25 protein-coding genes are annotated in these 25,152 nt (G+C 61.5%); 18 read left to right on the top strand and 7 right to left on the bottom strand.

Going from position 1 to position 25,152, the window contains the following annotated elements; genetic code table 11:
- Positions 1–86: 86 nt before the first annotated feature.
- The 4 genes from hisB to hisA are packed head-to-tail and all read left to right on the top strand — an operon-like array spanning position 87 to position 2,565.
- Entirely contained in the window at positions 87–692 is a 606-nt protein-coding gene (hisB, locus tag ACSQ26_RS24510) for an imidazoleglycerol-phosphate dehydratase HisB (RefSeq protein WP_436013557.1), read from the top strand.
- Positions 692–1,171 carry a DUF2628 domain-containing protein gene (locus ACSQ26_RS24515; protein WP_436013559.1) on the top strand — a complete coding sequence of 160 codons (480 nt, stop codon included), beginning with the start codon at positions 692–694 and terminating at the stop codon, positions 1,169–1,171. Before hisB ends, ACSQ26_RS24515 begins: the two co-directional genes overlap by 1 nt.
- The gene (gene hisH / locus ACSQ26_RS24520) at positions 1,171–1,821 is read left to right on the top strand and encodes an imidazole glycerol phosphate synthase subunit HisH (protein WP_436013561.1); all 651 of its coding nucleotides are present in this window, start codon (positions 1,171–1,173) and stop codon (positions 1,819–1,821) included. The genes ACSQ26_RS24515 and hisH overlap by 1 nt, the downstream gene beginning before the upstream one ends.
- A gap of 15 nt (positions 1,822–1,836) precedes the next feature.
- A complete protein-coding gene (gene hisA, locus ACSQ26_RS24525) occupies positions 1,837–2,565 on the top strand; it encodes a 1-(5-phosphoribosyl)-5-[(5-phosphoribosylamino)methylideneamino]imidazole-4-carboxamide isomerase (RefSeq protein ID WP_436013563.1) in 729 nt (242 codons plus the stop codon).
- Positions 2,566–2,927: 362 nt separating this feature from the next.
- Here the strand turns inward: hisA and ACSQ26_RS24530 are convergent, their stop codons facing one another.
- Positions 2,928–3,839 (bottom strand): LysR family transcriptional regulator, encoded by a 912-nt coding sequence (locus tag ACSQ26_RS24530; protein ID WP_436013565.1) that lies wholly within the window; start codon positions 3,837–3,839, stop codon positions 2,928–2,930.
- Positions 3,840–4,007: 168 nt separating this feature from the next.
- On the opposite strand from ACSQ26_RS24530, the gene ACSQ26_RS24535 reads away from it, so the two are divergent.
- The 10 genes from ACSQ26_RS24535 to ACSQ26_RS24580 all read left to right on the top strand — a co-directional run bounded on the left by ACSQ26_RS24535 (position 4,008) and on the right by ACSQ26_RS24580 (position 15,490).
- Positions 4,008–4,805, top strand: coding sequence for an alpha/beta hydrolase fold domain-containing protein (locus ACSQ26_RS24535; RefSeq protein ID WP_436013567.1), 798 nt, complete (start codon positions 4,008–4,010; stop codon positions 4,803–4,805).
- 59 nt (positions 4,806–4,864) lie between these two features.
- Positions 4,865–6,052 (top strand): efflux RND transporter periplasmic adaptor subunit, encoded by a 1,188-nt coding sequence (locus ACSQ26_RS24540; RefSeq protein WP_436013569.1) that lies wholly within the window; start codon positions 4,865–4,867, stop codon positions 6,050–6,052.
- A 134-nt stretch (positions 6,053–6,186) separates the two neighbouring features.
- Entirely contained in the window at positions 6,187–9,384 is a 3,198-nt protein-coding gene (locus ACSQ26_RS24545) for an efflux RND transporter permease subunit (protein ID WP_436013571.1), read from the top strand.
- A 243-nt stretch (positions 9,385–9,627) separates the two neighbouring features.
- Complete coding sequence (locus ACSQ26_RS24550; protein WP_436013573.1) at positions 9,628–10,443, top strand: DUF2189 domain-containing protein; 816 nt, start codon at positions 9,628–9,630, stop codon at positions 10,441–10,443.
- 69 nt (positions 10,444–10,512) lie between these two features.
- On the top strand, positions 10,513–10,899 hold the full coding sequence (locus ACSQ26_RS24555; protein ID WP_436015455.1) for a c-type cytochrome: 387 nt from the start codon (positions 10,513–10,515) through the stop codon (positions 10,897–10,899).
- A gap of 134 nt (positions 10,900–11,033) precedes the next feature.
- Positions 11,034–11,849, top strand: coding sequence for a cytochrome c oxidase subunit II (coxB, locus tag ACSQ26_RS24560; RefSeq protein WP_436013575.1), 816 nt, complete (start codon positions 11,034–11,036; stop codon positions 11,847–11,849).
- A gap of 57 nt (positions 11,850–11,906) precedes the next feature.
- Entirely contained in the window at positions 11,907–13,685 is a 1,779-nt protein-coding gene (locus ACSQ26_RS24565) for a cytochrome c oxidase subunit I (protein WP_436013577.1), read from the top strand.
- On the top strand, positions 13,682–14,386 hold the full coding sequence (locus ACSQ26_RS24570) for a cytochrome c oxidase subunit 3 (protein WP_436013579.1): 705 nt from the start codon (positions 13,682–13,684) through the stop codon (positions 14,384–14,386). Before ACSQ26_RS24565 ends, ACSQ26_RS24570 begins: the two co-directional genes overlap by 4 nt.
- 12 nt (positions 14,387–14,398) lie before the next feature.
- The gene (locus ACSQ26_RS24575; RefSeq protein WP_436013581.1) at positions 14,399–15,121 is read left to right on the top strand and encodes a heme-copper oxidase subunit III family protein; all 723 of its coding nucleotides are present in this window, start codon (positions 14,399–14,401) and stop codon (positions 15,119–15,121) included.
- 9 nt (positions 15,122–15,130) lie between these two features.
- Entirely contained in the window at positions 15,131–15,490 is a 360-nt protein-coding gene (locus ACSQ26_RS24580; RefSeq protein ID WP_436013583.1) for a cytochrome C oxidase subunit IV family protein, read from the top strand.
- Positions 15,491–15,576: 86 nt separating this feature from the next.
- On the opposite strand, the gene recQ is transcribed toward ACSQ26_RS24580, so the two are convergent.
- On the bottom strand, positions 15,577–17,430 hold the full coding sequence (gene recQ / locus ACSQ26_RS24585; RefSeq protein ID WP_436013585.1) for a DNA helicase RecQ: 1,854 nt from the start codon (positions 17,428–17,430) through the stop codon (positions 15,577–15,579).
- Between the two features lie 373 nt (positions 17,431–17,803).
- Between recQ and hisF the strand changes: the two genes are divergently transcribed.
- The 3 genes from hisF to coaA are packed head-to-tail and all read left to right on the top strand — an operon-like array spanning position 17,804 to position 19,912.
- Positions 17,804–18,580 carry an imidazole glycerol phosphate synthase subunit HisF gene (gene hisF, locus ACSQ26_RS24590; protein WP_436013587.1) on the top strand — a complete coding sequence of 259 codons (777 nt, stop codon included), beginning with the start codon at positions 17,804–17,806 and terminating at the stop codon, positions 18,578–18,580.
- Between the two features lie 16 nt (positions 18,581–18,596).
- Entirely contained in the window at positions 18,597–18,920 is a 324-nt protein-coding gene (locus ACSQ26_RS24595; RefSeq protein WP_436013589.1) for a phosphoribosyl-ATP diphosphatase, read from the top strand.
- Positions 18,917–19,912, top strand: a complete 996-nt coding sequence (gene coaA, locus ACSQ26_RS24600) for a type I pantothenate kinase (RefSeq protein ID WP_436013591.1) — start codon at positions 18,917–18,919, stop codon at positions 19,910–19,912. The genes ACSQ26_RS24595 and coaA overlap by 4 nt, the downstream gene beginning before the upstream one ends.
- Before the next feature lie 36 nt (positions 19,913–19,948).
- On the opposite strand, the gene ACSQ26_RS24605 is transcribed toward coaA, so the two are convergent.
- On the bottom strand, positions 19,949–20,590 hold the full coding sequence (locus tag ACSQ26_RS24605) for an alpha-ketoglutarate-dependent dioxygenase AlkB family protein (protein WP_436013593.1): 642 nt from the start codon (positions 20,588–20,590) through the stop codon (positions 19,949–19,951).
- Positions 20,591–21,631: 1,041 nt separating this feature from the next.
- Between ACSQ26_RS24605 and ACSQ26_RS24610 the strand changes: the two genes are divergently transcribed.
- Complete coding sequence (locus ACSQ26_RS24610) at positions 21,632–22,153, top strand: SRPBCC family protein (protein ID WP_436013595.1); 522 nt, start codon at positions 21,632–21,634, stop codon at positions 22,151–22,153.
- A 12-nt stretch (positions 22,154–22,165) separates the two neighbouring features.
- Here ACSQ26_RS24610 and ACSQ26_RS24615 read toward each other — a convergent pair whose 3' ends face one another.
- The 4 genes from ACSQ26_RS24615 to ACSQ26_RS24630 form a co-directional block, all read right to left on the bottom strand.
- Positions 22,166–22,468, bottom strand: a complete 303-nt coding sequence (locus tag ACSQ26_RS24615) for a helix-turn-helix domain-containing protein (protein WP_436015457.1) — start codon at positions 22,466–22,468, stop codon at positions 22,166–22,168.
- A gap of 37 nt (positions 22,469–22,505) precedes the next feature.
- Entirely contained in the window at positions 22,506–22,775 is a 270-nt protein-coding gene (locus ACSQ26_RS24620; RefSeq protein WP_436013597.1) for a BrnT family toxin, read from the bottom strand.
- 35 nt (positions 22,776–22,810) lie between these two features.
- Positions 22,811–23,245, bottom strand: a complete 435-nt coding sequence (gene arfB / locus ACSQ26_RS24625; RefSeq protein WP_436013599.1) for an alternative ribosome rescue aminoacyl-tRNA hydrolase ArfB — start codon at positions 23,243–23,245, stop codon at positions 22,811–22,813.
- Positions 23,246–23,405: 160 nt separating this feature from the next.
- Positions 23,406–25,016, bottom strand: a complete 1,611-nt coding sequence (locus ACSQ26_RS24630) for a phosphoenolpyruvate carboxykinase (protein WP_436013601.1) — start codon at positions 25,014–25,016, stop codon at positions 23,406–23,408.
- Positions 25,017–25,152 lie beyond the last annotated feature (136 nt).

Raw genomic sequence — 25,152 nt, forward strand, 5'->3', positions numbered from 1 at the left:
CATTTTTGCGGTCCCTGAAGCTAGATATTTAGCAATCCGGCTGATAATGAGCCCGAGAATATCCTCGATAAAGGATGGAAGCCTGAATGGCAGACCAAAGCGCAAAGCGCAAAGCGACGATCTCCCGCAAGACCAACGAGACCTCGATCTCGGTGAGCGTCAATATAGACGGCACCGGCACATCTGATATCAAGACCGGTGTCGGCTTCTTCGACCATATGCTCGACCAGCTGTCGCGGCACTCGCTGATCGACATGCAGATCGAAGCGAATGGCGATCTTCACGTCGATGACCACCACACGGTCGAGGATACGGGCATCGCGATCGGCCTGGCCATATCAAAGGCGCTCGGCGACCGGCGTGGCATCACCCGCTATGCCTCGCTCGACCTCGCAATGGACGAGACGATGACGCGGGCGGCGGTGGATGTTTCCGGCCGGCCGTTCCTGGTGTGGAACGTCGCGTTCTCGGCGCCGAAGATCGGCACGTTCGACACCGAACTGGTGCGTGAGTTCTTCCAGGCGCTGGCGATGAATGCCGGCATCACGCTGCACATCCAGAATATCTACGGCGCCAACAACCATCACATATCCGAGACCTGCTTCAAATCCGTCGCCCGCGTGCTGAGGACGGCGACCGAGATCGATCCGCGCCAGGCCGGCCGCATTCCCTCGACCAAGGGGACACTCTGATGGCCCGAAGCTATTACGTTCTGACCGCGCCGACCTCGACGGGTGCTGATCGCGACACGAAATTCATTCGCGACGGCTTCTCATGGCTCGCCTTCCTGCTGCCGCTGCCCTGGCTGCTGGTCAAGCGGCTGTGGGTCATCGCGCTGGCCGCCGTGCTCGTCTATCTCGTGACGATCTATATTGCCGAACAATACGGGCTCGATGCCCTGCCCATCGCCTTCAGCTTCATGCTGAGCCTGTGGACCGCGCTTGAAGGCGGGCATGCGCAGGCGCGCGCGCTCGAACGCAAGGGCTGGCAGATCGAGCGCGTCATCGCCGCCGACCGGCTGAGCGATGCCGAGGAGATTTACTTCGCCGGCAAAGCTTCCAGCAAGAGCAGCGAGCCGGAGCGTCCATTGCCGCCATTGCCCGCCCGCAAGGCGATTGCCTCCAGCGACGCCGTGGCACTTGGCCTGATCGGCCCGGCCGGGGGACGCTGATGCGCGTCGCGATCATCGATTATGGCTCCGGCAACCTGCGTTCGGCGGTCAAGGCCTTCGAGCGCGCCGCGCGTGAAAGCGGCGTCGACGCCGAAATCGAGCTGACCGACAGAGCCGATCGCGTCGCCACCGCCGACCGCATCGTACTGCCCGGCGTCGGTGCCTATGCCGATTGCCGCCGTGGTCTCGATGCCGTGACGGGGATGGTCGAAGCTCTGCGCGACGTGGTCGAGACAAAGGCCCGGCCCTTCCTCGGCATCTGCGTCGGCATGCAGCTTATGAGTTCGCGCGGGCTGGAAAAGACCATCACCGAGGGCCTCGGCTGGATCGAGGGCGATGTCGTGCTGATGACGCCCGACGACCCCAGCCTGAAGATCCCGCAGATCGGTTGGAACACGCTGGAACTGCAGGTGCCGCATGCGCTGTTCAACGGCATCCCGACCGGCGAGGATGGCCTGCATGCCTATTTCGTCCATTCTTATCATCTGGCGGCGAAGAACCCGGAAGACGTGGTTGCGACGGCCGGATACGGCGGCCCGGTGACGGCCTTCGTAGCACGGGACAACATGGCCGGTGCCCAGTTCCATCCCGAGAAGAGCCAGACGCTCGGCCTCCGGCTGATCGCGAATTTCCTGAAATGGACGCCCTGAAGAAATGATTAAGTCATGATTCTTTTCCCTGCGATCGACCTCAAGGACGGCCAGTGCGTGCGCCTTAAGCTCGGCGACATGGAGCAGGCGACCGTCTACAATCCCGATCCGGCGGCGCAGGCCAAGGCCTTCGAGGACCAGGGCTTCGAATGGCTGCATGTGGTCGACCTCAACGGCGCCTTCGCTGGTGAAAGCGTCAATGGCGCGGCGGTCGAAGCGATCCTCAAGACCACGAAAAATCCCGTCCAGCTCGGCGGTGGCATCCGCACACTCGATCACATCGAGGCGTGGCTGGCCAAGGGCCTCTCCCGCGTCATCCTCGGCACAGTGGCGGTGCGTGACCCCGCGCTGGTGATTGAGGCCTGCAAGCTATTCCCCGGCAAGGTCGCCGTCGGCATCGATGCCAAGGGCGGCAAGGTCGCGGTCGAGGGCTGGGCGGAAGCCTCTGAACTCGGCATTATTGAGCTGGCTAAGCGTTTCGAAGGCGCCGGTGTCGCGGCTATCATCTATACCGACATCGACCGCGACGGCATCCTCGCCGGCATCAACTGGAATTCGACGCTGGAACTGGCGCGGGCGACCTCGATCCCGGTGATTGCTTCAGGTGGGCTGGCGTCACTCGATGATATCAGGCGGCTGGCGGAGCCGGATGCGGCGATATTGGAAGGGGCGATTTCGGGACGTGCGCTTTATGACGGGCGGATCGATCCGGCTGAGGCGTTGCGGATTTTGAAGGGGCGCTAGCCCTGGGGTTCACCCCCCTCGACCAAGTTTCGCGACCCTGACATGGCGATCAGGTGACTGGAAGCAAACGACACTGGCGCTGTTTGAGCTTGGATGACGATAGTTTGGGACGTTGAATCGGGCCATTGCCAAGGCCGGTCATCCCGGCCCGCGCACTGGAAGACAGTGTTGTCGCAGCTTCTGATCCCTTCAAGAGCTCTAAATCCCACCGAGATGGTGCGCGGAATTTATTTCCGCGTCATGCTACTGAGGGTAATGCCAGCTCGATCTGCCGGCGATGCCGAATGATCTCACTTTTGCCACTGCGGGCATAGTGTTTTGCGGGATCGCGGCTCACCGGGCATCCCCGAGGCAACGCGGCTTCATGCCTCATTCAATCGCCACTCCGCCAGAAGCTTCACCAGCCAGTCGACGAAAACACGGACTTTATTGCTCAGATGCCGGTTGGAGGGATAGACGATGTAGAGCGGGATCGGCTCGATGTTCCACTCCGGCAGAATCTGAACCAGCCCGCCTTTTTCCAACTCGCCAGGGATGAGGAAGTGCGGAAGCTGTGCGATGCCGAGGCCGGTCAGCGCTGCCGTCAGGTAGCTTCTGGCATCATTGACGGAGATCAGGTACCGGCCGGTGACTTCCACAGTCTCGCTGTCTCTGCGGAATTCGAACGGCAGCGTCCGGTTGTTCTGGGCCTGAAAGTAATTGACGCAATAATGGTCCGTCTCCAGCGCCGCGGGCGAATCCGGCACGCCAAATTTTTCGATGTAGAGGGGTGCGGCGCATGTGATCATTCCCATTTCGGAGACGCGCCGCGCGATCAGCGACTGGTCGCCTGGCGGGCCGCCGCGCAGCGCGCAGTCGACATTCTCGGCGAGGTAATCGACCGTGCGGTCGCCGACGCCAAGGTCGATGCGGATGTCGGGGAATTTCTGATAGAAATCGCACAGCGCCGGGATGACGATCCAGTCCGCGAAAGCGCCGGCCATCTCGACCCGAAGCCGGCCGCTGGGGCTGCCGGTCGCGTTCGACAGGCTGCCGTCCAGTTCGTCAACCTCCGCCACGATGCGGGTCGCACGCTCATAGTAGAGCGCGCCATCCGTGGTCACCACCACCCGCCGTGTCGTGCGATTGAGCAACTGCGTCTGGAGATGCGCCTCCAGCCCTTGGATGAGATTGGTGACTGTTGCCTTGGGCATGCGAAGCGCGTCGGATGCCCGCGTGAAATTGCCTGTTTCTACAACGCGTATGAAGGCGCGCATCGCTGAAAGCTGGTCCATTGGGTCTCACCTGAAGTGCTGCATTGCGATATTGTTCGAAATTCCGAATAGTATAATCGCAATTCGCTATCTTGTTCCGCACGTCGAATAACAATACCTCTTGATAAGAAATTGCAAGTGGCCTGCTCCAAAGGCGCGCGCTATTCAAACAGGATGGAAATCAGGACGATGCCGGTCGACGTGAAAGACATGATGCTGGACAAGGTGGCCATCGGCCCCGTGTCGGCGCGCGTCTATCAGGGCGCCGAATTCGCCAAGGGGCCGCCGATCGTTCTTTTCTTCGGCGGCGGCGCATTTCTCGATCAGGGCTTGCGTGATTGTCCGGTGGCCGAATGCCTGGCGAGCATCGGCGCCATCGTCGTGGTACCGGATTATATTGCACCGCTCGGACGTGCCTTTCCCAAGCCGCTGGAGGTCGGATTTTCGATCTTTTCCTATCTTGCCAAGAAGCGTGCAGGTCTGGGGGATCGCAAATCGCTTCTGCTGGTCGGCGGCGAAGAGGCCGGCGGCAACATTGCAGCGGCCGTGGCGCTGAAGGCGAGGGATCACTTTGCCACGGAGCTCGACGGGCAGGTGCTGCTGTCGCCGCTAATCGATGCGTTCATGGGCTCGGCCTCGATGCGCGAGGCAGATGCGATCGGCATGCGCGCGCGCTGGGCGGAGGGCTGGAGCCAGTATCTGAGCGCCGGCGTTTGTCATCCCTATGCGGCGCCTTGCCTTTGCTCGCGAATGACGGGTGTCGCGCCGACCTTGCTGCTGACAGCAAATGACGATCCCCTGCGCGATGAAGCTATCGGTTATGCCGGGCGGCTCGAGCAGGCCGGCAACAAAGTTCGCCAACATGTCCTTCCCGCCGGGACAGGCTGGCCTTCGATTTACGGCGGGGCATCGGATGACGCTGCGACCTGGCAGGACAGCGTTCGCCGGGAATTTGCAAGCTTCGTCGCGGATATCGGCCAACACTGATTTGGATTGAAAACAGACTGATCATGCGCGCCCGTTTGGGGCTGCAAGGAGAGTAACGAATGACAACGAAAAGCAAGCGCTGGGCCCTTGTGGGCGCCGGCATGGGAATTGCTGCGTCTTTTGGAACCGCAGCCCTGTTTCTGGACCTGCCGATGAGCACGGTCGCGGTCGCGGCCGCAACAGTAGAGGCGCCGGCGACACCGGTGACCGTAGCCATGGTCGAAGCCAGGGACATCACCACCTGGGAAGAGTTTTCCGGGCGTCTGGAAGCCGTCGACCGGGTGCAGATCCGCTCGCGGGTCGATGGTGTCATCCAGTCCGTCAGTTTCCGCGAGGGCGCATTGGTGAAGGCGGGCGACCTGCTGTTCACCATCGATCCAGCGCCCTATCAGGCGGCCGTCGCCCAGGCGCAAGGCCAGGTCGCAGCGGCCAGGGCCAAGCTGGACCTTGCACGATTGCAGTTCGAGCGGGCTCAGAAGCTCTCGGAGAGCAAGGCCATTTCCCAAAGCGACATGGATCAGCGGCAGAATGCCGTCACAGAGGCCGAAGCGGGCATGATGACGGCTCAGGCCGCGTTGCAGACTGTCAATCTCGAACTCGGATATACCGAGGTCCGTGCCCCGGTGGGCGGTCGTGTCGGCAAAGTCGAAATCACCGTCGGCAACCTCGTTGCTGGCGGTTCGACGTCGCCGGCGCTGACGACGCTGGTGTCGGTCGATCCGATCTATGCGAGCTTCAGCGCCAGCGAGGAAATTGTCACCCAAGCGCTGGCGGAGCTGCCGTCAGTGTCCGGCGTCTCACCCGCGATCGAGCAGATTCCGGTCGAGATCGGCACATCAGCCGATAGCGACACACCGACAAAGGGCACGTTGCAACTGATCGACAATCAGGTCGACGCTGCAAGCGGCACGATTGGCGTTCGCGCCGTGTTCGACAATCCCGGCGGCAAGCTGATCCCCGGCCAGTTCGTCAAGGTCCGCATGGGCCAGCCGAAGGCTGAACCCAGGATCCTTGTCAGCGAGCGCGCGATCGGCACCGATCAGGACAAGAAATTCGTGTTCGTAGTCGATGCCGAAAACAAGGTCGTCTACCGGCCGATCCAGCTCGGTGCCATGGCCGAGGGACAGCGCGTGGTCGAAAGCGGCCTGAAGGCCGGCGACAAGATTGTCGTCAACGGCCTGCAGCGCATCCGCCCCGGCGCGATCGTGGCGCCTGAGCTGGAAAAGAAAGTCGCAGTCGCACAATAGACGGCGGCCCAGGCCCCTTCCTTCTCCTCCAGGGGAGGGGGCCTCCATACCAGACCTGACCTGAACCACTGGCGGCATGCGAACGGCCGGAGAGGGTTCTTGCACTCCGTTTTCATGCCGAAGAGGGCCCTGAAATGAATATTTCCAGATTCTTTGTCGACCGCCCGGTCTTTGCCGGGGTGCTATCGGTCCTCATCGTGGTCGCCGGCCTCCTCGGCATGCGATCCCTGCCGATTTCCGAATATCCCGATGTCGTTCCGCCATCGATCGTCGTGCGCGCCGTCTATCCCGGCGCCAACCCGAAGGTGATAGCCGAAACCGTCGCCACCCCGCTCGAAGAGCAGATCAACGGCGTCGAAGACATGCTCTACATGTCCAGCCAGGCGACATCGGACGGCGTGATGACGCTGACCGTCACCTTCAAGCTCGGCACCGATCCCGACCAGGCGCAGCAGCTTGTTCAGAACCGCGTCTCGCAGGCCGAGCCGCGCCTGCCCGAAGAGGTCAAGAACATCGGCGTTACCACGGTCAAGAGCTCGCCCGACCTGATGATGGTCGTGAACCTGACCTCGCCCGACAACCGCTACGATATCACTTATCTGCGCAACTACGGCGTCCTCAACATCAAGGACCGGTTGGCGCGCATTCAGGGCGTCGGCCAGGTACAGATCTTCGGCTCGGGCGACTATTCGATGCGCGTCTGGATCGATCCGCAGAAGGCGGCCGAGCACAGCCTTGCCGCCAGCGATATCACCAATGCCATCCGCCAGCAGAACGTGCAGGCCGCGGCCGGCGTCATCGGCGCATCGCCGAGCCTCGCGGGCGTGGACGTGCAGCTCAATGTCAGCGCCCAGGGCCGCCTGACGACGCCGGAGGAATTCGGCAACATCATCGTCAAGAGCGGCGCCAATGGCGAGATCACCCGGCTGCGTGACGTCGCCCGCGTCGAGCTTGGTGCTGCCGACTATTCGCTGCGTTCGCTGCTCGATGGCAAGGCCGCCGTCGCGATTCCCGTCTTCCAGGCGCCGGGCTCCAACGCCATCACCATCTCGGACGAGGTCGTCAAGACCATGAAGGAGCTGCAGCTGGCCATGCCGGAAGGCGTGAAATATGAGATCGTCTACGATACCACCAAGTTCGTCCGCTCCTCGATCGAAAAGGTCGTCGATACGCTGCTCGAAGCCATTGCGCTGGTCGTGCTGGTCGTCATCCTGTTCCTGCAGACATGGCGCGCATCGATCATTCCGCTGATCGCGGTGCCGGTCTCGATCATCGGTACATTCGGGGTGATGTATGCCTTCGGCTTCTCGATCAACGCGCTGAGCCTGTTCGGGCTGGTGTTGGCGATCGGTATCGTTGTCGACGATGCGATCGTCGTGGTCGAAAATGTCGAGCGCAATATCGAGAACGGGCTGTCGCCCAGACAGGCGACCTATCGGGCCATGAAGGAAGTGTCTGGCCCGATCATTGCCATCGCGCTGGTGCTGGTCGCGGTCTTCGTCCCGCTGGCCTTCATCACAGGCCTGTCCGGTCAGTTCTATCGCCAGTTCGCGCTGACGATCGCGATCTCGACCGTCATCTCGGCGATCAATTCTCTGACCCTGTCCCCGGCCCTTGCAGCTCTGCTGCTCAAGGGCCACGACGCGCCGAAGGACTGGTTGACGCGCGGTATGGATTTCGCGTTCGGCTGGTTCTTCCGTGGCTTCAACCGTGCCTTCGGCGCGAGCTCCAATGCCTATGGCAGAAGCATCGGCGGCCTACTGTCGCGCAAGAGCATCGTCATGGTGATCTATCTCGCGCTGGCTGGCGGCACCTATGCGATGTTCAACGCCGTGCCGGGCGGTTTCGTGCCGGCGCAGGACAAGCAGTATCTGATCGGCTTTGCGCAGCTTCCCGATGCAGCGACGCTGGATCGAACCGAAGATGTCATCAAGCGCATGAGCGACATCGCGCTTGCCGAGCCCGGCGTCGAACATACGATCGCCTTCCCGGGCCTGTCGATCAACGGTTTCACCAACTCGTCCAATGCCGGCATCGTCTTCGTGACGCTGAAGGATTTCGATGAGCGCAAGACGCCGGATCTGTCGGCTGGTGCGATCGCCATGAAGCTGAACCAGAAGTTCGGCGCGGTGCAGGATGCCTTCATCGCCATGTTCCCGCCGCCGCCCGTCCAGGGTCTCGGCACGACCGGCGGCTTCAAGCTGCAGCTCGAGGATCGCGCCGGGCTCGGCTACCAGGCGCTCGATGAAGCCACCAAGGCGTTCCTCGCCAAGGCCTATCAGACGCCGGAACTGGCAGGGCTGTTCTCCAGCTACCAGATCAACGTTCCGCAGCTCTACACCGATCTCGATCGCGCCAAGGCCGAACAGCTCGGTGTCTCTGTCACGGACGTGTTCGAGACGCTGCAAATCTATCTCGGCTCGCTCTATGTCAACGACTTCAACGCCTTCGGCCGTACCTACAGTGTGCGGGCGCAGGCCGACGCGAAGTTCCGCGCAACGGCTGATGACATCGGCCAGCTCAAGGTCCGCTCGGCTTCGGGCCAGATGATCCCGCTGTCGGCGTTGCTGAAGGTAGAAGCCATGACCGGGCCGGAGCGCACCAACCGCTATAACGGCTTCCTGGCCGCCGATATCAATGGTGGACCGGCACCCGGCTTTTCTTCGGGCCAGGCCCAGGCCGCGATCGAGAAGATCGCCGCCGAAACACTTCCGACGGGCATCAGCTTCGAATGGACGGATCTCACCTACCAGCAGATCCTTGCCGGAAGTTCGGGCCTGCTGGTCTTTCCGCTGGCGCTGCTGCTGGTCTATCTCGTATTGGCCGCCCAGTATGAAAGTCTCACTTTGCCACTGGCGATCATAATGATCGTGCCGATGGGTGTGCTCGCCGCCTTGACGGGCGTCTGGCTTACCGGTGGAGACAACAACATCTTCACCCAGATTGGGCTGATCGTGCTTGTCGGGCTGTCGGCGAAGAACGCGATCCTGATCGTGGAATTTGCCCGCGAACTCGAATTCGAAGGCAGGACGCCCGTCCAGGCAGCCATCGAAGCGAGCCGACTGCGCCTGCGCCCGATCCTGATGACGTCGCTTGCCTTCATCATGGGCGTCATCCCGCTGGTTATCTCGACCGGTGCGGGTGCGGAAATGCGCGCGGCGATGGGGGTCGCGGTGTTCGCCGGCATGATCGGCGTCACCTTCTTCGGCATCTTCATGACGCCGGTCTTCTACGTGCTGATCCGCAGGCTTGCAGGCAATCGCCCGCTGGTACAGCACAAGGCGGTGGAGCACGAAAGTGCAGGCGAACTGGCCGGCATGCCTGCCGAGTAGTGACGTCATAGGCAGGGTCGAACGTTAAGGCGAGAGCCAACCATTACCGTCGGGTTGACAATGTCCTTGCGACGGGTTGCGGTAGCAGCCTGTCGCAGGTGTTGGATGAGCAAGTTCCGGGTCGGGCTGAGGAGGCGACAAAGCCGGTAGCATGTGATAATACTCCGGTTGCTGCCCGGTAGCCGACGTTCGACCATCCTACGCACGCTGCCGGGCGGATCGCGACTGGGAGGGAGAGACGCTATGGCGACATCTCATGTCATGGTCAATGCGCGGGGCGAATATGCGCGCCCCGTGGTTCGAAAGGTCGGCACCGCAGACATCATGGATGCGCTGAAGCTGGGGCTGGAAGACTTTAACGCGAAGCCATCGCACTACGTTTTTCTCTGTCTGATGTACCCGATCGCCGGCATCGTCCTGGCGTATTGGAGCGTCGGTGAGAACCTGGTGCCGCTGCTCTATCCCTTGATGTCGGGGTTCGCGCTTCTGGGCCCGATCGCGGCGCTCGGCCTTTACGAAATCAGTCGGCGTCGAGAGCAGGGGCTGGACAGTTCCTGGTTTCATGCGCTCGAGGTGCGGCATTCGCCAGCCATGCCGTCCATCATCGCCGTCAGCGTTCTGCTTTTGGTGCTGTTCATCGTGTGGCTCATGGTGGCCCAGAGGATCTATGTCGCAAGCTTCGGCGAGAGCGCTCCGGCGTCGATCTCCTCCTTCGTGTCGGACGTGCTCACGACCCCCGCGGGCTGGTCCATGATCTTGTGGGGAAATATTATCGGCTTCTTCTTCGCGGCCGTGGTGCTCGCGACGACGGTCGTGACGTTCCCCCTGCTTCTCGACCGTCATGTCCGCACAGGCGTGGCGATCAATGCGAGCATTCGTGCCACCTTTGCCAATCCAGGTCCGGTGGCGCTCTGGGGTCTGATCGTCGCGGGCTTGCTCGTCGCGGGCATGATCCCGTTCTTTATCGGACTCGCGATCGTGCTGCCCGTTCTCGGTCATGCGACTTGGCACTTCTATCGCAAGCTGATCGTCCCGATGGAGGAGGATGGAGCGCTCTGAGTATCGGGAAACGAATTTGATTGAATCCGCCGTTTCCTGGAGGGACCGGTGCAACAGAGCGAGGGAATTATGCAGTGTCGTGCAATTTTCATCAGTCTGCCACTTGTGTTTGTTTCGGCTCTCGGTGGCCTCGCGCAGGAGGGTGATGCGACAGCGGGCGAAGCCGTGTTCAAGAAATGCGCGGTCTGCCATGTGGTGGACAGCGACAAGAACAAGGTGGGCCCGTCGCTGAACCACGTGATGGGCCGCAAGGCGGGGACGCATCCGGATTTCAAGTACTCACCGGCGATGCTGGCCGCCGGCGAAGGCGGACTTGTCTGGGATGAAGCGACGCTGCGCGACTATCTCCATGATCCGAGGAAAAAGGTGAAGGGAACCAAGATGGCGTTTCCGGGGCTGAAGGACGAAGCCGACATCGCCAACGTCGTTGCCTACCTGAAGCAGTTTTCCAAGTAATTGATGCATGCGGCATTGCCGCCCGGCAAGTCATCTGAGCCGCGGTTTGCACGTGTGAGATGTTTATGAGATAGTGCTTAAAATTCTCTTGCCGGATCATGTGCGACAAGGTCGCCGCCGGGTGAGGGGGCAAAATGGCTGTAGTGCTGCTTCTCGTCGTGGTCGTGGTGGCTTCCATTGCATTCCACCTGCTGAGCCCGTGGTGGTGGACGCCGATCGCGTCGAACTGGAGCTATATCGACGACACCATCGTCATCACCTTCTGGATCACCGGCGTCGTCTTCTCGCTTGTCGTATCCTTCATGGCCTATTGCGTCTGGCGCTTCCGGCATCGCCCGGGAAATGTCGCAGCTTACCAGCCCGAGAGCCGCCGGCTCGAATCATGGCTAGCGATCGGCACCGCGATTGGCGTAGCGGCCATGCTGGCGCCTGGCCTGATCGTGTGGAAGCAGTTCGTAACCGTGCCCTCCGATGCCTCCGCCGTGGAGGTGCTCGGCCAGCAATGGCTATGGAGCTTCCGGCTTCCCGGCACCGATGGAAAGCTTGGCCGGGCCGATACGCGCGCCGTCAGTGCCGATAATCCCGTGGGGGTGGATGCCGGCGATACGGCAGGCCTCGACGACGTCATCGTCCAGAGCGGTGAACTGCATCTGCCCGTCGGCAAGCCGGTTCACATCCTGCTCCGCTCGACGGACGTTCTGCATGACTTCTACGTGCCCGAATTCCGGGCGAAAATGGACATGATCCCCGGCAGCGTCACCTATTTCTGGTTCACCCCGACGCGCACGGGAACGTTCGAAATTCTATGTGCAGAACTCTGCGGTGTCGCTCACTCGCAGATGCGGGGCACGGTCGTTGTCGAAGACGAGGCCACCTATCAAGCCTGGCTGCGCGAGCAGCAGACTTTCTCGCAGATGACGGCATCGGTTGAGAATCCGCCGGCGAACTAAGCCCGCCGGCGTAAGCATCGGGGTGTGAGACGCCGGGAGGAACCGGGGAGGAAGAATATGGTCGATGTCCGTGCCGGCGACGACGCCGTCATACCGCCCGCCGAAGTCGAGGATGTGGAACTCTATCATCCCCGGAGCTGGTGGACACAATACGTCTTCAGCCAGGATGCCAAGGTGATCGCCATCCAGTATGCGCTGACCGCCACGGCCATCGGCGTGGTGGCGCTCGTACTTTCCTGGCTGATGCGGCTGCAGCTCGGATTTCCCGGCTACTTCACCTTCATCGATGCCGAACGCTATTACCAGTTCATCACCATGCACGGCATGATCATGGTGATCTACCTGCTGACCGCACTGTTTCTCGGCGGCTTCGGCAACTATCTCATTCCGCTGATGGTGGGCGCCCGCGACATGGTGTTCCCCTATGCGAACATGCTGAGCTACTGGATTTACCTGCTCGCCGTGCTGGTGCTGGTTGCCGGCTTTTTCGCGCCCGGCGGGCCGACAGGCGCCGGCTGGACGCTCTACCCGCCCCAGGCGGTGCTATCAGGCACGCCTGGGGGGCGGGACTGGGGTATCGTCCTCATGCTGTCGTCGTTGATCCTGTTCATCATCGGCTTCACCATGGGGGGCCTCAACTATGTCGTGACCGTGCTGCAGGGACGCGCGCGCGGCATGACGCTGATGCGCATGCCTCTGACCGTCTGGGGCATCTTCACCGCGACGGTGATGGCGCTGCTCGCCTTTCCGGCGCTGTTCGTCGCTGCCGTCATGATGCTGTTCGACCGTTTGCTCGGGACGAGTTTCTTCATGCCGGCAATCGTCGAGATGGGGGAGCAGCTCAAGCATGGCGGTGGCAGCCCGATCCTGTTCCAGCATCTCTTCTGGTTCTTCGGCCATCCCGAGGTCTATATCGTGGCGCTTCCCGCCTTCGGCATCGTCTCGGATCTTATCAGCACGCATGCGCGCAAGAACATCTTCGGATACCGGATGATGGTCTGGGCGATCCTCATCATTGCCGTGCTGAGCTTCGTCGTGTGGGCGCATCATATGTATGTCAGCGGCATGAATCCGGCCTTCGGATACTTTTTCGCCACCACCACGCTGATCATCGCTGTGCCCACGGCGATCAAGGTCTACAACTGGGTGCTGACGCTCTGGCGTGGCGATATCCATCTGACGCTGCCGATGCTTTTCGCACTCGCCTTCATCGTCACCTTCGTCAACGGCGGGCTGACGGGCCTGTTTCTCGGCAATGTCGTCGTCGATGTGCCACTCTCCGACACGATGTTCGTCGTGGCGCACTTCCACATGGTGATGGGCGTGGCGCCGATCATGGTGGTTTTCGGCGCCATCTACCACTGGTATCCGAAAATCACCGGGCACATGCTCGACGAGGTCATGGGCCAGATCCACTTCTGGGTCACCTTCGTCGGCGCATATGCGATCTTCTTCCCCATGCACTATATTGGCCTCTTGGGCGTGCCACGCCGCTACTACGAGCTGGGCGAGATGTCCTTCATGCCGCCTTCGGCGCATACGCTCAACGAGTTCATCACCATCGTCGCACTGATCGTCGGTGCCGCGCAGTTGTTGTTCCTGTTCAATCTGGGCTGGAGCCTGACGCGCGGCAAGCCGTCGGGCGGCAATCCATGGCGTGCGACGACGCTCGAATGGCAGACGCCGCAGACGCCGCCGGCGCATGGAAACTGGGGCAAGGAACTGCCGGTCGTCTATCGGTGGGCCTATGACTACAGCGTGCCCGGGGCACCGGAGGATTTCATCCCGCAGAACCAGCCCGGGCTCAGTCCAGCGTCGCGCGAGGCGGCATCATGACCGTCATGCTGATCTTCCTCGCGGGCATCGCCGCGGTCGTCATCTGGTGGATGACCCGCCAGCGCCTGACATCCCGGCCATGGCTGGAGGTTGGACACCTTGAAAAGCCGGCGATTGGGGAGCGCCCGCCGATGGAACCGGCCAAGATCGGCCTCGGCGTGTTTCTCGCGGTCGTCGGCTCTCTCTTCAGCCTGTTCATCAGCGCCTACCTCATGCGCGTCGGGGAGAGCGAGTGGTGGTCGACGCCTCTTCCCCGCCAGCTCTGGCTGAACACGGCCGTGCTGATCCTGAGCAGCGTCGCCCTGGAATGGGCAGGTTCCGAAGCGCAGCACGGTCGCGCCAATACGATGAGGATCGCTCTCTTCGTTGCCTTTGCGCTGGCGGTCCTCTTTCTCGTGGGACAGATCCTTGCCTGGCGCGAACTGACCGCCGATGGCTACGGCCTGGCAGGCAATCCGGCGAGCAGTTTCTTCTACGTGATAACCGGCATGCATGGCCTCCACATCCTCGGCGGGCTTTTGGCGCTTGGCCGAACGATGATCAAGGCACGGGGCGGCGAGGTGACATCGGGCATGCGTCTCGGCGTCGAATTGTGCACCACCTATTGGCATTTCATGCTTGTCGTCTGGTTGATCCTGCTCGCGCTCTTTGCCGGCTGGGCGCGGGATTTCATCGAGATTTGCGGGCAATTGCTCTCATAGGGAGTATCGATCGTGTCGCAGACTGCCGAAACTCACGCAACCGAACCGCTTGTGCGGCCCGCAGGGCTGCGCGGCGTTGCCGCGGACCTGTCCTCGGACCAGCGCGCATTCAAGAACGTGTCCTGGGGGAAGGCCATGATGTGGATCTTCCTGCTGAGCGACACATTCGTCTTCGGCTGCTTTCTGCTCAGCTACATGACGGCCCGCATGTCGACCCTGGTCCCCTGGCCCAATCCGAGCAAGGTCTTCGCGCTCACTCTGGGAGGACACGAGATCCCTCTCATCCTGATCGCGATCATGACTTTCGTGCTCATCAGCAGCAGCGGCACGATGGCCATGGCCGTCAATTTCGGATACCGGCGGGACCGGAGGAAGACGGCGATCCTCATGTTGCTGACGGCAATCCTCGGCGCCACATTCGTCGGCATGCAGGCATTCGAGTGGTCGAAGCTGATCCATGAAGGCGTGCGGCCGTGGGGGAACCCCTTCGGGGCGGCGCAATTCGGTTCGTCCTTCTTCATGATCACCGGCTTCCACGGAACCCATGTCTCCATCGGCGTGCTCTTTCTCATCATCATCGCCCGCAAGGTCTGGCGGGGCGATTTCGACACGGAGAAGCGGGGCTTTTTCACCAGCCGGAAGGGCCATTACGAGATCGTCGAGATCACGGGCCTCTACTGGCACTTCGTCGATCTCGTCTGGGTCTTCATCTTCGCGTTTTTCTATCTCTGGTGAGGTGATGCAATGTCAGAAACGACAGTGGATTCCGGGGTGGCGCATGTGGCGGCGAAATCCACCCAGCAGCATCCGATCAAGCTCTATCTCGTGGTTTGGGGCTGGCTTTTCATACTCAGCGCCTGTTCCTACATGGTCGACTATTTCGGCTTCCAGAGCTATTGGCGGTGGTCCCTGATCATCATCTTCATGATGCTGAAGGCAGGACTCATCGTCGCCGTCTTCATGCACATGGCATGGGAGCGGCTTGCGCTGGTCTACGTGATCCTGCTTCCACCCATCCTGGTGCTCGTCTTTGTCGCAATGATGGTATCTGAGTCGAACTATACGAGCCTAACTCGCCTGTTGTTCTTCAGCGCCGGGCCCTGACGTTTGGTTCCTTCGTGTGACGGTGCCGGCACTCTCCCCACCTGTGGGGGAGATGCCCGGCTGGGCAGAGGGGCCAAGCCGGTGCGCTACCTCTCAAACCCTCGAATCACCTCGAGAAAATCCTCCCCATACCGCTCCAGCTTCGACTGCCCAACGCCTGAAATGCCGAGCATCTCCTCTTCATCCGCCGGCCGCTCCCTGGCAAAAGCCACAAGCGTCGTATCCGGAAAAACCACGTATGGCGGCACCGCAAGCGCCTTGGCGATCTCGGTGCGTTTCGCCCGCAGCGCCTCGAAGAGTTCCACATCCGAACCCTGCAATGCCGACTTCGCGCTGGCCGAACTTGAGGACGCGCTTCTCGCCGCCTTGCCCTTGGTCGGCCGGTCGTGGCGGAAGCGGACTTCGCGTTCGCGCTTGAAGACGGCGCGGGCCTCGGGCTCCAGCTTCAGTGCGCCAAACGCGTTGTGATCGACACTGATCAGCCCGCTGGCGAGGAGCTGGCGGTAGACCGACTGCCAGGTCTTCGACGCGATGTCCTTGCCTGCTCCGAAGACCGGCATGCCGGTATGGCCGAAGCGGGCGGTCTTCTCGTTTTCGTGACCAAGCAGCACGTCGATGAGATGGCCGGTGCCGAAGCGCTCGCCGGTGCGGTAGATCGCGGCGAGCGCCTTGATCGCAGCATCGGTGCCGTCCCAGGTCTCGACGGGCGTGAGGCAGGTGTCGCAATTGCCGCACTGGCCGGGATGGGCTTCGCCGAAATGCGCGAGGATCGACTGCCGCCGGCAGCCCGGTGTTTCGCAGATGCCGAGCAGGGCGTTGAGCTTGGCGCGTTCGACGCGCTTGATGTCGTCGCCCGAATTGCCCTCGTCGATCATCCGGCCACGCTGGATGACATCGGCCATGCCATAGGCCATCCAGACATCGGACGGCAGGCCGTCGCGCCCGGCACGGCCGGTCTCCTGGTAATAGGCCTCGACCGAGCCCGGCAGGTCGAGATGGGCGACATAGCGCACATTCGGCTTGTCGATGCCCATGCCGAAGGCGACGGTGGCGACCAGGCAAAGGTCCTCCTCCTTGAGGAACGCATCCTGGTTGGCGTCGCGCAGGCTGCGATCCATGCCGGCGTGATAGGCGAGCGTGCGGATGCCCTGCACATTCAGCCACTCGGCGGTGTCCTCGACCTTGGCCCGCGACAGGCAATAGACGATGCCGCTCGATCCCTTGTGTCGCGAGAGAAATCGCAACAGCTGCTGGCGCGGCTGGTCGCGCTCGACGATCTCGTAGGCGATATTGGGACGGTCGAACGAGGTGGTGAAGACCTCCGCATCATGAAGGCCGAGCTTGTCGATAATGTCTTCGCGGGTATGCGGATCGGCCGTGGCGGTCAGCGCGATGCGCGGCACGCCGGGATAGAGATCGGCGAGATGGCCGAGTTCGCGATATTCCGGCCGGAAATCATGGCCCCATTGGGAGACGCAGTGGGCTTCGTCGATGGCGAAGAGCGCGATCCTGGCACTGCCGATCATCTCCTTGAAACCGGATGTGACGATGCGCTCGGGCGTCACATAGAGGAGATCGAGTTCGCCCCTGTCGATCGCCCGGCGCACATCGATGAATTCCTCGCGCGTCAGCGACGAGTTGAGGGCTGCGGCCCGCACGCCGAGCTGCTTCAATGCCTCCACTTGGTCGCGCATCAGGGCGATCAAGGGCGAGACGATGATGCCGACGCCATCGCGGCAGAGTGCGGGGATCTGGAAGCAGAGGGATTTTCCGGCGCCGGTGGGAAACAGGACCACCGCATCGCCGCCGGACACGACCTGGGCGACCACGTCGGCCTGCTTTCCCCGGAAGGCGGAATAGCCGTAGACCTGCTTGAGGATGGCGAGCGGGTTTTTCGCGCCATCATTGTCGAACAGGTGGCTGGTCTGGGTTGCGGTCATGGAATCACTTTCAAAGGTGATGCTTTATGGCATGGCTTGGGTACAGGTCGCGAGGGTGAAGGTGGTTCAATCCACGGTTCGGTGGCAGCGATTGGAGCGCCCCTCATCTGGCTGCCGCCATCTTCTCCCCGCTTGCGGGGAGAAGGGACTCGTCGAGAGCCCTTGGCTTCCACCAGCAGTGAGTTCGTGGCTCAGAGAGCGCCTCCAGCGTCCCCTCTTCCCGTCCTTCACGGGGAGAGGGCTAGGGTGAGGGGCAACTCTCCGCCCTGCAAACATCAAATGGGCTCAGCCGCACAAAAATATGCTCGCAATTCCGCGCTTTGATCGTTATGTACCCGCTTATCGCAAGCCATTGAGCGCATGAGGACAAAATTTGACTCTCAAGGCCCGGGTAATCCCCTGTCTCGATGTCAAGGACGGCCGTGTCGTCAAGGGCGTCTCCTTCGTCGATCTGGTCGATGCCGGCGATCCGGTGGAGGCCGCGATCGCCTATGACGCGGCTGGTGCAGACGAACTCTGCTTTCTCGACATCACCGCATCTTCCGACAATCGCGAGACGATCTTCGACGTCGTGGCGCGCACCGCCGAACAGTGCTTCATGCCGGTGACGGTGGGCGGCGGCGTCCGCGCATTGGCCGATATCCGCAAGCTGCTGCTCTGCGGCGCCGACAAGGTGTCGATCAATTCGGCGGCGGTGAAGGACCCCGATTTCGTCGCGGCGGCGGCCGACAAGTTCGGCAACCAGTGCATCGTCGTCTCGCTCGACTGCAAGAAGGTCTCTGCCGACGGCCAAAATCCCCGCTGGGAAATCTTTACCCATGGCGGCCGCAATCCGACCGGCCTCGATGCCGTGGAATTCGCGCGGGCCATGGTCGAGCGCGGTGCGGGCGAGTTGCTGGTGACCTCGATGGACCAGGACGGACAGAAGAGCGGCTACGATATCGCGCTGACGCGGACCATCGCTGACGCCGTGCCGGTGCCGGTGATTGCCTCGGGCGGTGTCGGCACGCTGGACCACATGGTCGAGGGAATCCGGGACGGGCATGCGACGGCGGTGCTGGCGGCCTCCATTTTCCATTTCGGCACCTATACGGTAGGCCAGGCAAAGCGTTATATGGCAGAGCACGGCATCGCCATGCGGCTCGATTGAGTTGAAGGAATTGCGGATGAGCGACTTTACGCTTGCCGATCTCGAAAGGATCGTGGCTTCGCGCGCGGAAGCCTCGCCCGAGGAATCCTGGACCGCGAAACTCGTCGCCGGTGGCCAGAAGAAGGCCGCCAAGAAGCTCGGCGAGGAGGCGGTCGAGACGGTGATCGCGGCGATCGCCGATGATCGCGAAAATCTCACATACGAGGCCGCCGACCTGCTGTTCCATCTGCTCGTGGTGCTGAATGTCGCCGGCATTCCGCTTGCCAATGTCATGACCGAACTCGAACGGCGCACGACAAAATCAGGCATTGCCGAGAAGGCCGCGAGGACAGACGCATGAATCGCGAATTGCGAATCAGCCCGGACGGCGTGGCGCTCGATCATCTCAGGGATGCCGACTACTCGCCGTATAAATTCTTCACCGCCGAGGAATGGGCGAAGTTCCGGGCCGATACGCCGTTGACGCTGACGGCCGACGAGGTCAAGCGGCTGCGCTCGCTCAACGACCCGATCGATCTCGACGAGGTGCGTCGGATCTATCTCTCGCTGTCGCGGCTGCTCTCGGCGCATGTCGAATCGTCGCAGATCCTGTTTGCCCAGCGCAAGCGTTTCCTCAATCTCGCCAATGACCAGAAGACCCCATTCATCATCGGCATCGCCGGATCGGTCGCGGTGGGGAAGTCGACCACCGCGCGTATCCTCAAGGAGCTCCTGTCGCGCTGGCCGTCGAGCCCGAAGGTCGATCTGGTGACCACGGACGGTTTCCTGCATCCCAACAGCTATCTCGAAGAAAACGTGCTGATGGAGCGCAAGGGCTTTCCCGAGAGCTACAACATGCCGTCGCTGCTCAAATTCCTCTCGGCGATCAAGGCAGGGCAATCGAATGTCCCGGCACCGCTCTATTCGCATCTCTCCTACGACGTGCTGCCGGACAGTTTCCAGATCGTCGACCGGCCCGATATCCTGATCTTCGAGGGAATCAACGTGTTGCAATCGCGGGATCTTCCGGCGGATGGCAAGATCGTGCCGATGGTGTCGGATTTCTTCGACTTCTCGATCTATATCGATGCCGAGGAGAAGATGATCCATCGCTGGTATGTCGACCGCTTCATGCGGCTCAGGAAGACGGCCTTCGTCAATCCAGAGTCCTACTTCCACCGCTATTCGGAGATCACCGACGAGGCGGCGCTGGAGCGGGCGGAATATCTCTGGAAGAACATCAACCTGAAGAACCTGCACCGCAACATATTGCCGACCAGGCCGCGCGCCGACCTCATCCTCAAGAAGGGCGAGAACCATCTGGTCGAGCAGGTGTCGCTTAGGAAACTTTAGCCTTTTTGTTTGCGCAATTCCGGACGGAAAACCGCTTCACACTTTTCCTGGAATTGCTTTGTTAGCCGGAGTCACTCGCCGCATTGTCAGGTTGATCCGGCCCTCTCGCTTCAGAAGCATCGATGTGCCGGGATAGATCCGGTCGACACCGTGAAAGGCCAGCCGGTTTTCGCCACCGATCACCACGACATCGCCGCTTTGCAGCCGGAGAGACGTGGTGGGGTCGCTGCGTTTCAGGCCACCGACGCGGAACAGGCAATCGTCGCCGAGCGAGATGGAGAGGACGGGTGCGGCAAATTCCTGTTCGTCGCGATCCTGGTGCAGGCCCATTTTCGCACTGGAATCATAATAGTTGATCAGGCAGGCCTCGGGCTCAATGTCGGTGCCCGCCGTGTCGCGCCAGATCTCGAACAGCATGTCGGGGATATCAGGCCAGGGCCTGCCCGTCACCGGATGTGTTGGCTGGTAGCGATAGCCGCGTTCCTTGTCGGTGACCCAGCCGAGCGAACCGCAATTGGTCATCCTGACCGACATTTCCTTACCGGTCTTCGGCATGGCGGGGATGTAGAGCGGCGCCTCCGCGACGATGGCGCGTACCGCTTCGAGCAAACGTTCCTGCGACGCGCGATCGAGATAGATGGGAAGGTGACGAATGCCGGGTGGGAGCGTTTGGGTCATGGGATCGTGCCTGAAATTCTTGGCGAGGCTGGATTTTGCTGCATGCACAGGCTGCCCGCAACCCGGTTTTCTTTGCAATCGTACCCCTTGCCGCTGTGATCTTCACCGTCATTCACCAGACACACCCCTTCCTTCACGCGAGCCGTTCCGCCCCGTGGTTTGACCATGCACGTCCCCGATCTTCCTGCACTCGGCATGAGAGATCGGCCGGGGCACGTCTCCGTGCCAGGGTAATAGGCCCGCCTGTGGAACGGGCCGTTAAGACACGTCGCCGTGCCCCGTTAAGCGGTGTGCTCCATCCTCGAACTCACCAGCTCTGCGCCCGTTGTCCCGCAGCCTTTGAGGAGCTTTGGGAAACGGGCATGTGCACATGACCAATGTGCGTCCGGGTCGAGGCCTTGCGGCTTCGGCCCAGAGGGCTGGCCCTTCTCTCGGACGCCCCGCATGGAGACTTGCGTCGCTTCTCCATGCCGGTCACCGGTCCCGCCTCGCCCTGACGCCTCAGGGTGTAGCCGATGCGGAACGGGACGGATTATGGCATGGGTTTGGAGGAATATAAAGGATTATTTTCCTATATCATTTCGAGGATGTGTTTAGGAAGGGAAGAGCTCCCCCGCAACCCTCCCGAAGCTCGCTTTCTGCGAGAGATTGAACCAACCGCGACGTCATCCTCGGGCTTGTCCCGAGGATCTGGTAAGGGTGGATAGAAGCGCGAGGTAACTGTTTGTTTTAAAGCGCTTAATCGGATAGCGCACCAGATCCTCGGGTCAAGCCCGAGGATGACGTCGCGTTTGTGACCCCTCACCAACTTCGGCCAAGGATTCACTGTGTTCACCCGGCCTCGTTCGTCACTGCAATCGATTCACTGGATCGATTGCTCCGCTTCGCGGACCGTTCCTCACCCTCTCCCACAAGGGGAGAGGTAGGGTGCCACACGCCGGCGAAACATGTTGCACCCGCTATGCGACGGCGTATCGTATTGCCATAAGTGTGCCCGGCGCTCCCGGGCTGCTGAGGAGCGCCCCGAAGCGGTGGATGGCCATGGCATCGACGCAGTTTTACCTCGTCACGGAATGGGTGCTTGATGCATCCGACGAAGAGGTCTGGCGGGTGCTGGTCGCGCCGGAGAGCTGGCCGGACTGGTGGCCGACGGTGAAGCGCGTCGAGCTTCTCGATCCCGGCGACGCGGACGGAATCGGCGCTGTGCGGCGCATGACATGGTCGACCGCGCTGCCCTATGACATCGTGTTCGAGACCACGACCACCCGTGTCGAGCCCATGACGCTGATCGAAGCGCGTGCGAAGGGCGAGCTCGACGGCATCGGTCGCTGGACGATCGCCGCGCAGGGCGGCCGCACGGCCGTCCGCTACGACTGGATCGTGGCGGTGACAAAACCATGGATGGTCAAGCTGGCCTTTCTTCTGCGGCCCGTTTTTGCCTGGAATCACAATCAGGTCATGGAACGCGGAAGGCGGGGGCTGGAGGCGTATCTGGAGAGGCGGCGCGTGTTGAATGCGGAGGCCAACGCGCCCACAGCGGACGTCCGGCGCCCGCAAGGATGAAGCGTCCGGTGGCTATTCAGCAGCAGCCGCAGGCTTGTCATCGGCCAATGCCGCGGCGACGAAATCGGGGTCCTTGGCAATGACCTTGAGATAGGCGCGGGACGCCTGATCCGGCTCCGAGCGATGCTGCTCCCAATCTCGGAGCGTGCCGAGGGGGATGTGGTAGCGGGCGGAGAATTCTTCCTGGGTGAGCATCAAACGAAAACGAAGATGCTTGGCGAGTGATATGCGTCGGCCGCTCCGAAGCTGCTCCTCGGTCCTCGGCGGATTGTCAGGGTCTGAAAGCGCATTGGCTTCCGCCTCCTCGTCGGTCATGGCGTCGAAGCGCGACCAATCAAAGTCGTTTGGATCACTAGCGATTTTCTTCGTAACAATAGCGCTCATGTGGACTTGCCCTTCTGGCGGATATGATCCTGATTTGAGAATTTCTCTCGGTGTAAACCACGGTAATCATGCGATTGCCGACATAACCGACTGCCCAAAAACGGGCCTCGCCATAGTCGGCGGTCCGGTCCTCCGAGCCATACCAGTGCGGGTCTCGGAATACCCATGACGCGATCGAGAAATCGATCGCGTGCTTGGCGCGGTTGACCCGGTTCTTCTCTTCATCCCAGTCAAACATACCACGCACCTGTACGGGTTTCCAGTAGTTTCGCTTCAGTCATCATCCACCTTCCCTCGCCCCCTCTTGATCTCGCCGCGGCCGGCCTTGGCCTTGAGGCGGCGTTCGATGGAGCCCTTGGTCGGCTTTGTCTTGCGGCGAGGCGGCGGGGGCGGCTGATTGGCTTGAAGGATGAGTTCCTTGAGGCGTTCGCGGGCGTCCTCGCGATTGCGATCCTGCGAGCGGAAGCGATCGGAGAAGACGATGGCGACGCCATCCTTCGACAGCTTGCGGCCGAAGACGCGTCGGGCGTTCTGCTTGACCCGCTCGGGCAGGGACGGGGAGTTCATGATGTCGATGCGCAGCTCGACGGCGGTCGCCACCTTGTTGACATTCTGGCCGCCGGGACCCGACGCAAGCACGAAGCTTTCCGTCATCTCCCAGCCGGCAATCGTGATGGTGTCGTCGATGTAGAGCGTGTCAGCGGGCATGGCGTTGTCTCCTGACGCTTCATGCCATGAGGGCTGGAAATCTGCTAGACGGTGACCACGAAAAGGGCGGCATCGCTGCCGCCCCTAACCGCCCTCGGCCAATGGCGGGGCTCAATCCGGGCTAATCCTCCGGCCCGGGTTTCACGTGAATCCGTACCGCTTACTCGGCGGCCATGCGGATGCCGGGGGCGGCATCGCGGACCGAGCCTTCGACATGGCGTTCGAACTTGGCGAAGTTGGCGACGAACATGTCGACCAGCTTCTGGGCCTGGCCATCGTAGGCGCCGCCATTGATCCAGGTCGAGCGCGGGTCGAGGATCTTGGTCGATACGCCGTCGACGGCGACCGGAACCTCGAAGCCGAAATAGGCATCGCGGCGGAAGACAGCACTGTGGAGCTTGCCGGACAAGGCGGCCGTCAGCAAAGCGCGGGTCTCCTTGATCGGCATGCGACGACCGGTGCCATAGGCGCCGCCGGTCCAGCCGGTATTGACCAGCCAGCAGGAGACGCCGTGGCGCGCGATCAGGTCCTTGAGCAGGTTGCCGTATTCGGAGGGGTGACGCGGCATGAAGGGTGCGCCGAAGCAGGTCGAGAAGGTTGCTTCCGGCTCGGTGACGCCTTTTTCGGTGCCGGCGACCTTGGCCGTGTAGCCCGAGAGGAAGTGGTACATGGCCTGGTCGGGTGTCAGCCGCGCGATCGGCGGCATGACGCCGAAGGCATCCGCCGTCAACATGATGATGGTGCGGGGATGGCTGCCGAGGCCGGTTTTCGACGCATTCGGGATGAAATGCAGGGGATAGGCGGCGCGGGTGTTTTCCGTCAGCGAACCATCGTTGAAATCGGGCATGCGGTCGTCGTTCAGCACGACGTTTTCGAGCACGGTGCCGAAACGCTGGGTGGTGGCGAAGATCTCGGGTTCGGATTCGGCCGAGAGCTTGATGGTCTTGGCATAGCAGCCGCCTTCGAAATTGAAGACGCCGTCCTCGCCCCAGCCATGCTCGTCATCGCCGATCAGCGTGCGGTTCGGATCGGCCGAGAGCGTGGTCTTGCCGGTGCCCGACAGGCCGAAGAACACGGCGGTATCGCCATCCGGACCCATATTGGCCGAGCAATGCATGGGCATGACGCCCTTGGCGGGCAGCAGGTAATTGAGCGCGGTGAAGACCGATTTCTTCATCTCGCCGGCATAGGACGTGCCGCCGATCAGCACCACGCCATTGGTGAAATCGCAGGCGATCACGGTCTCGGAACGCGTGCCGTGGCGAACGGGATCGGCCTTGAAATCCGGCAGGTCGACGATCGTAAGCTGAGGCACGAAGGTTTCGAGATCTTCGCGCTTCGGCCGGATCAGCAGGTTGCGGATGAACAGCGAATGCCAGGCGAGTTCGGTGACCACGCGGGTGGGCAGTGCATTGGCGCGGTCGGCGCCCCCGACGAGATCCTGCACATAGAGCGACTTACCCTTGGCGTGGGCCAGCATGTCTGATTTCAGCACTGCAAAGTGTTCGGGCGACATTTCGCGGGTGTTTTCCCACCAGATATGCGGTTCGGTATTGCCGTCGCGGACGACGTGCTTGTCCTTCGGTGAACGGCCGGTGTGCTGGCCGGTCAGCGCACGGAGCGCGCCCTGGGCGGTAACGACGGCCTCGCCATTCCGGATAGCGTCCTCATAGAGATACGGCTCGGAATAGTTATAACGAACGGAAACGAGGCCTTCAAAACCAAACGCTTCCAACCGATTTTCCGGGTTCGTCATTCCGAGTTCTTCCATGGCTCTATCCTTTCGAGATGAGGTTAGCCTCTGTTCGACATCAGGAGCTAAGGCATAGGAATTTTAAAAAGACAAGTGGGAAAGATGCGAATATATCAATGCTATCAATGTATTAATCGATTTAAATAAAAGTCCT

The sequence above is a fragment of the Rhizobium sp. LjRoot254 genome (assembly GCF_964254105.1).
In the GTDB taxonomy this organism is placed as follows: domain Bacteria; phylum Pseudomonadota; class Alphaproteobacteria; order Rhizobiales; family Rhizobiaceae; genus Rhizobium_E.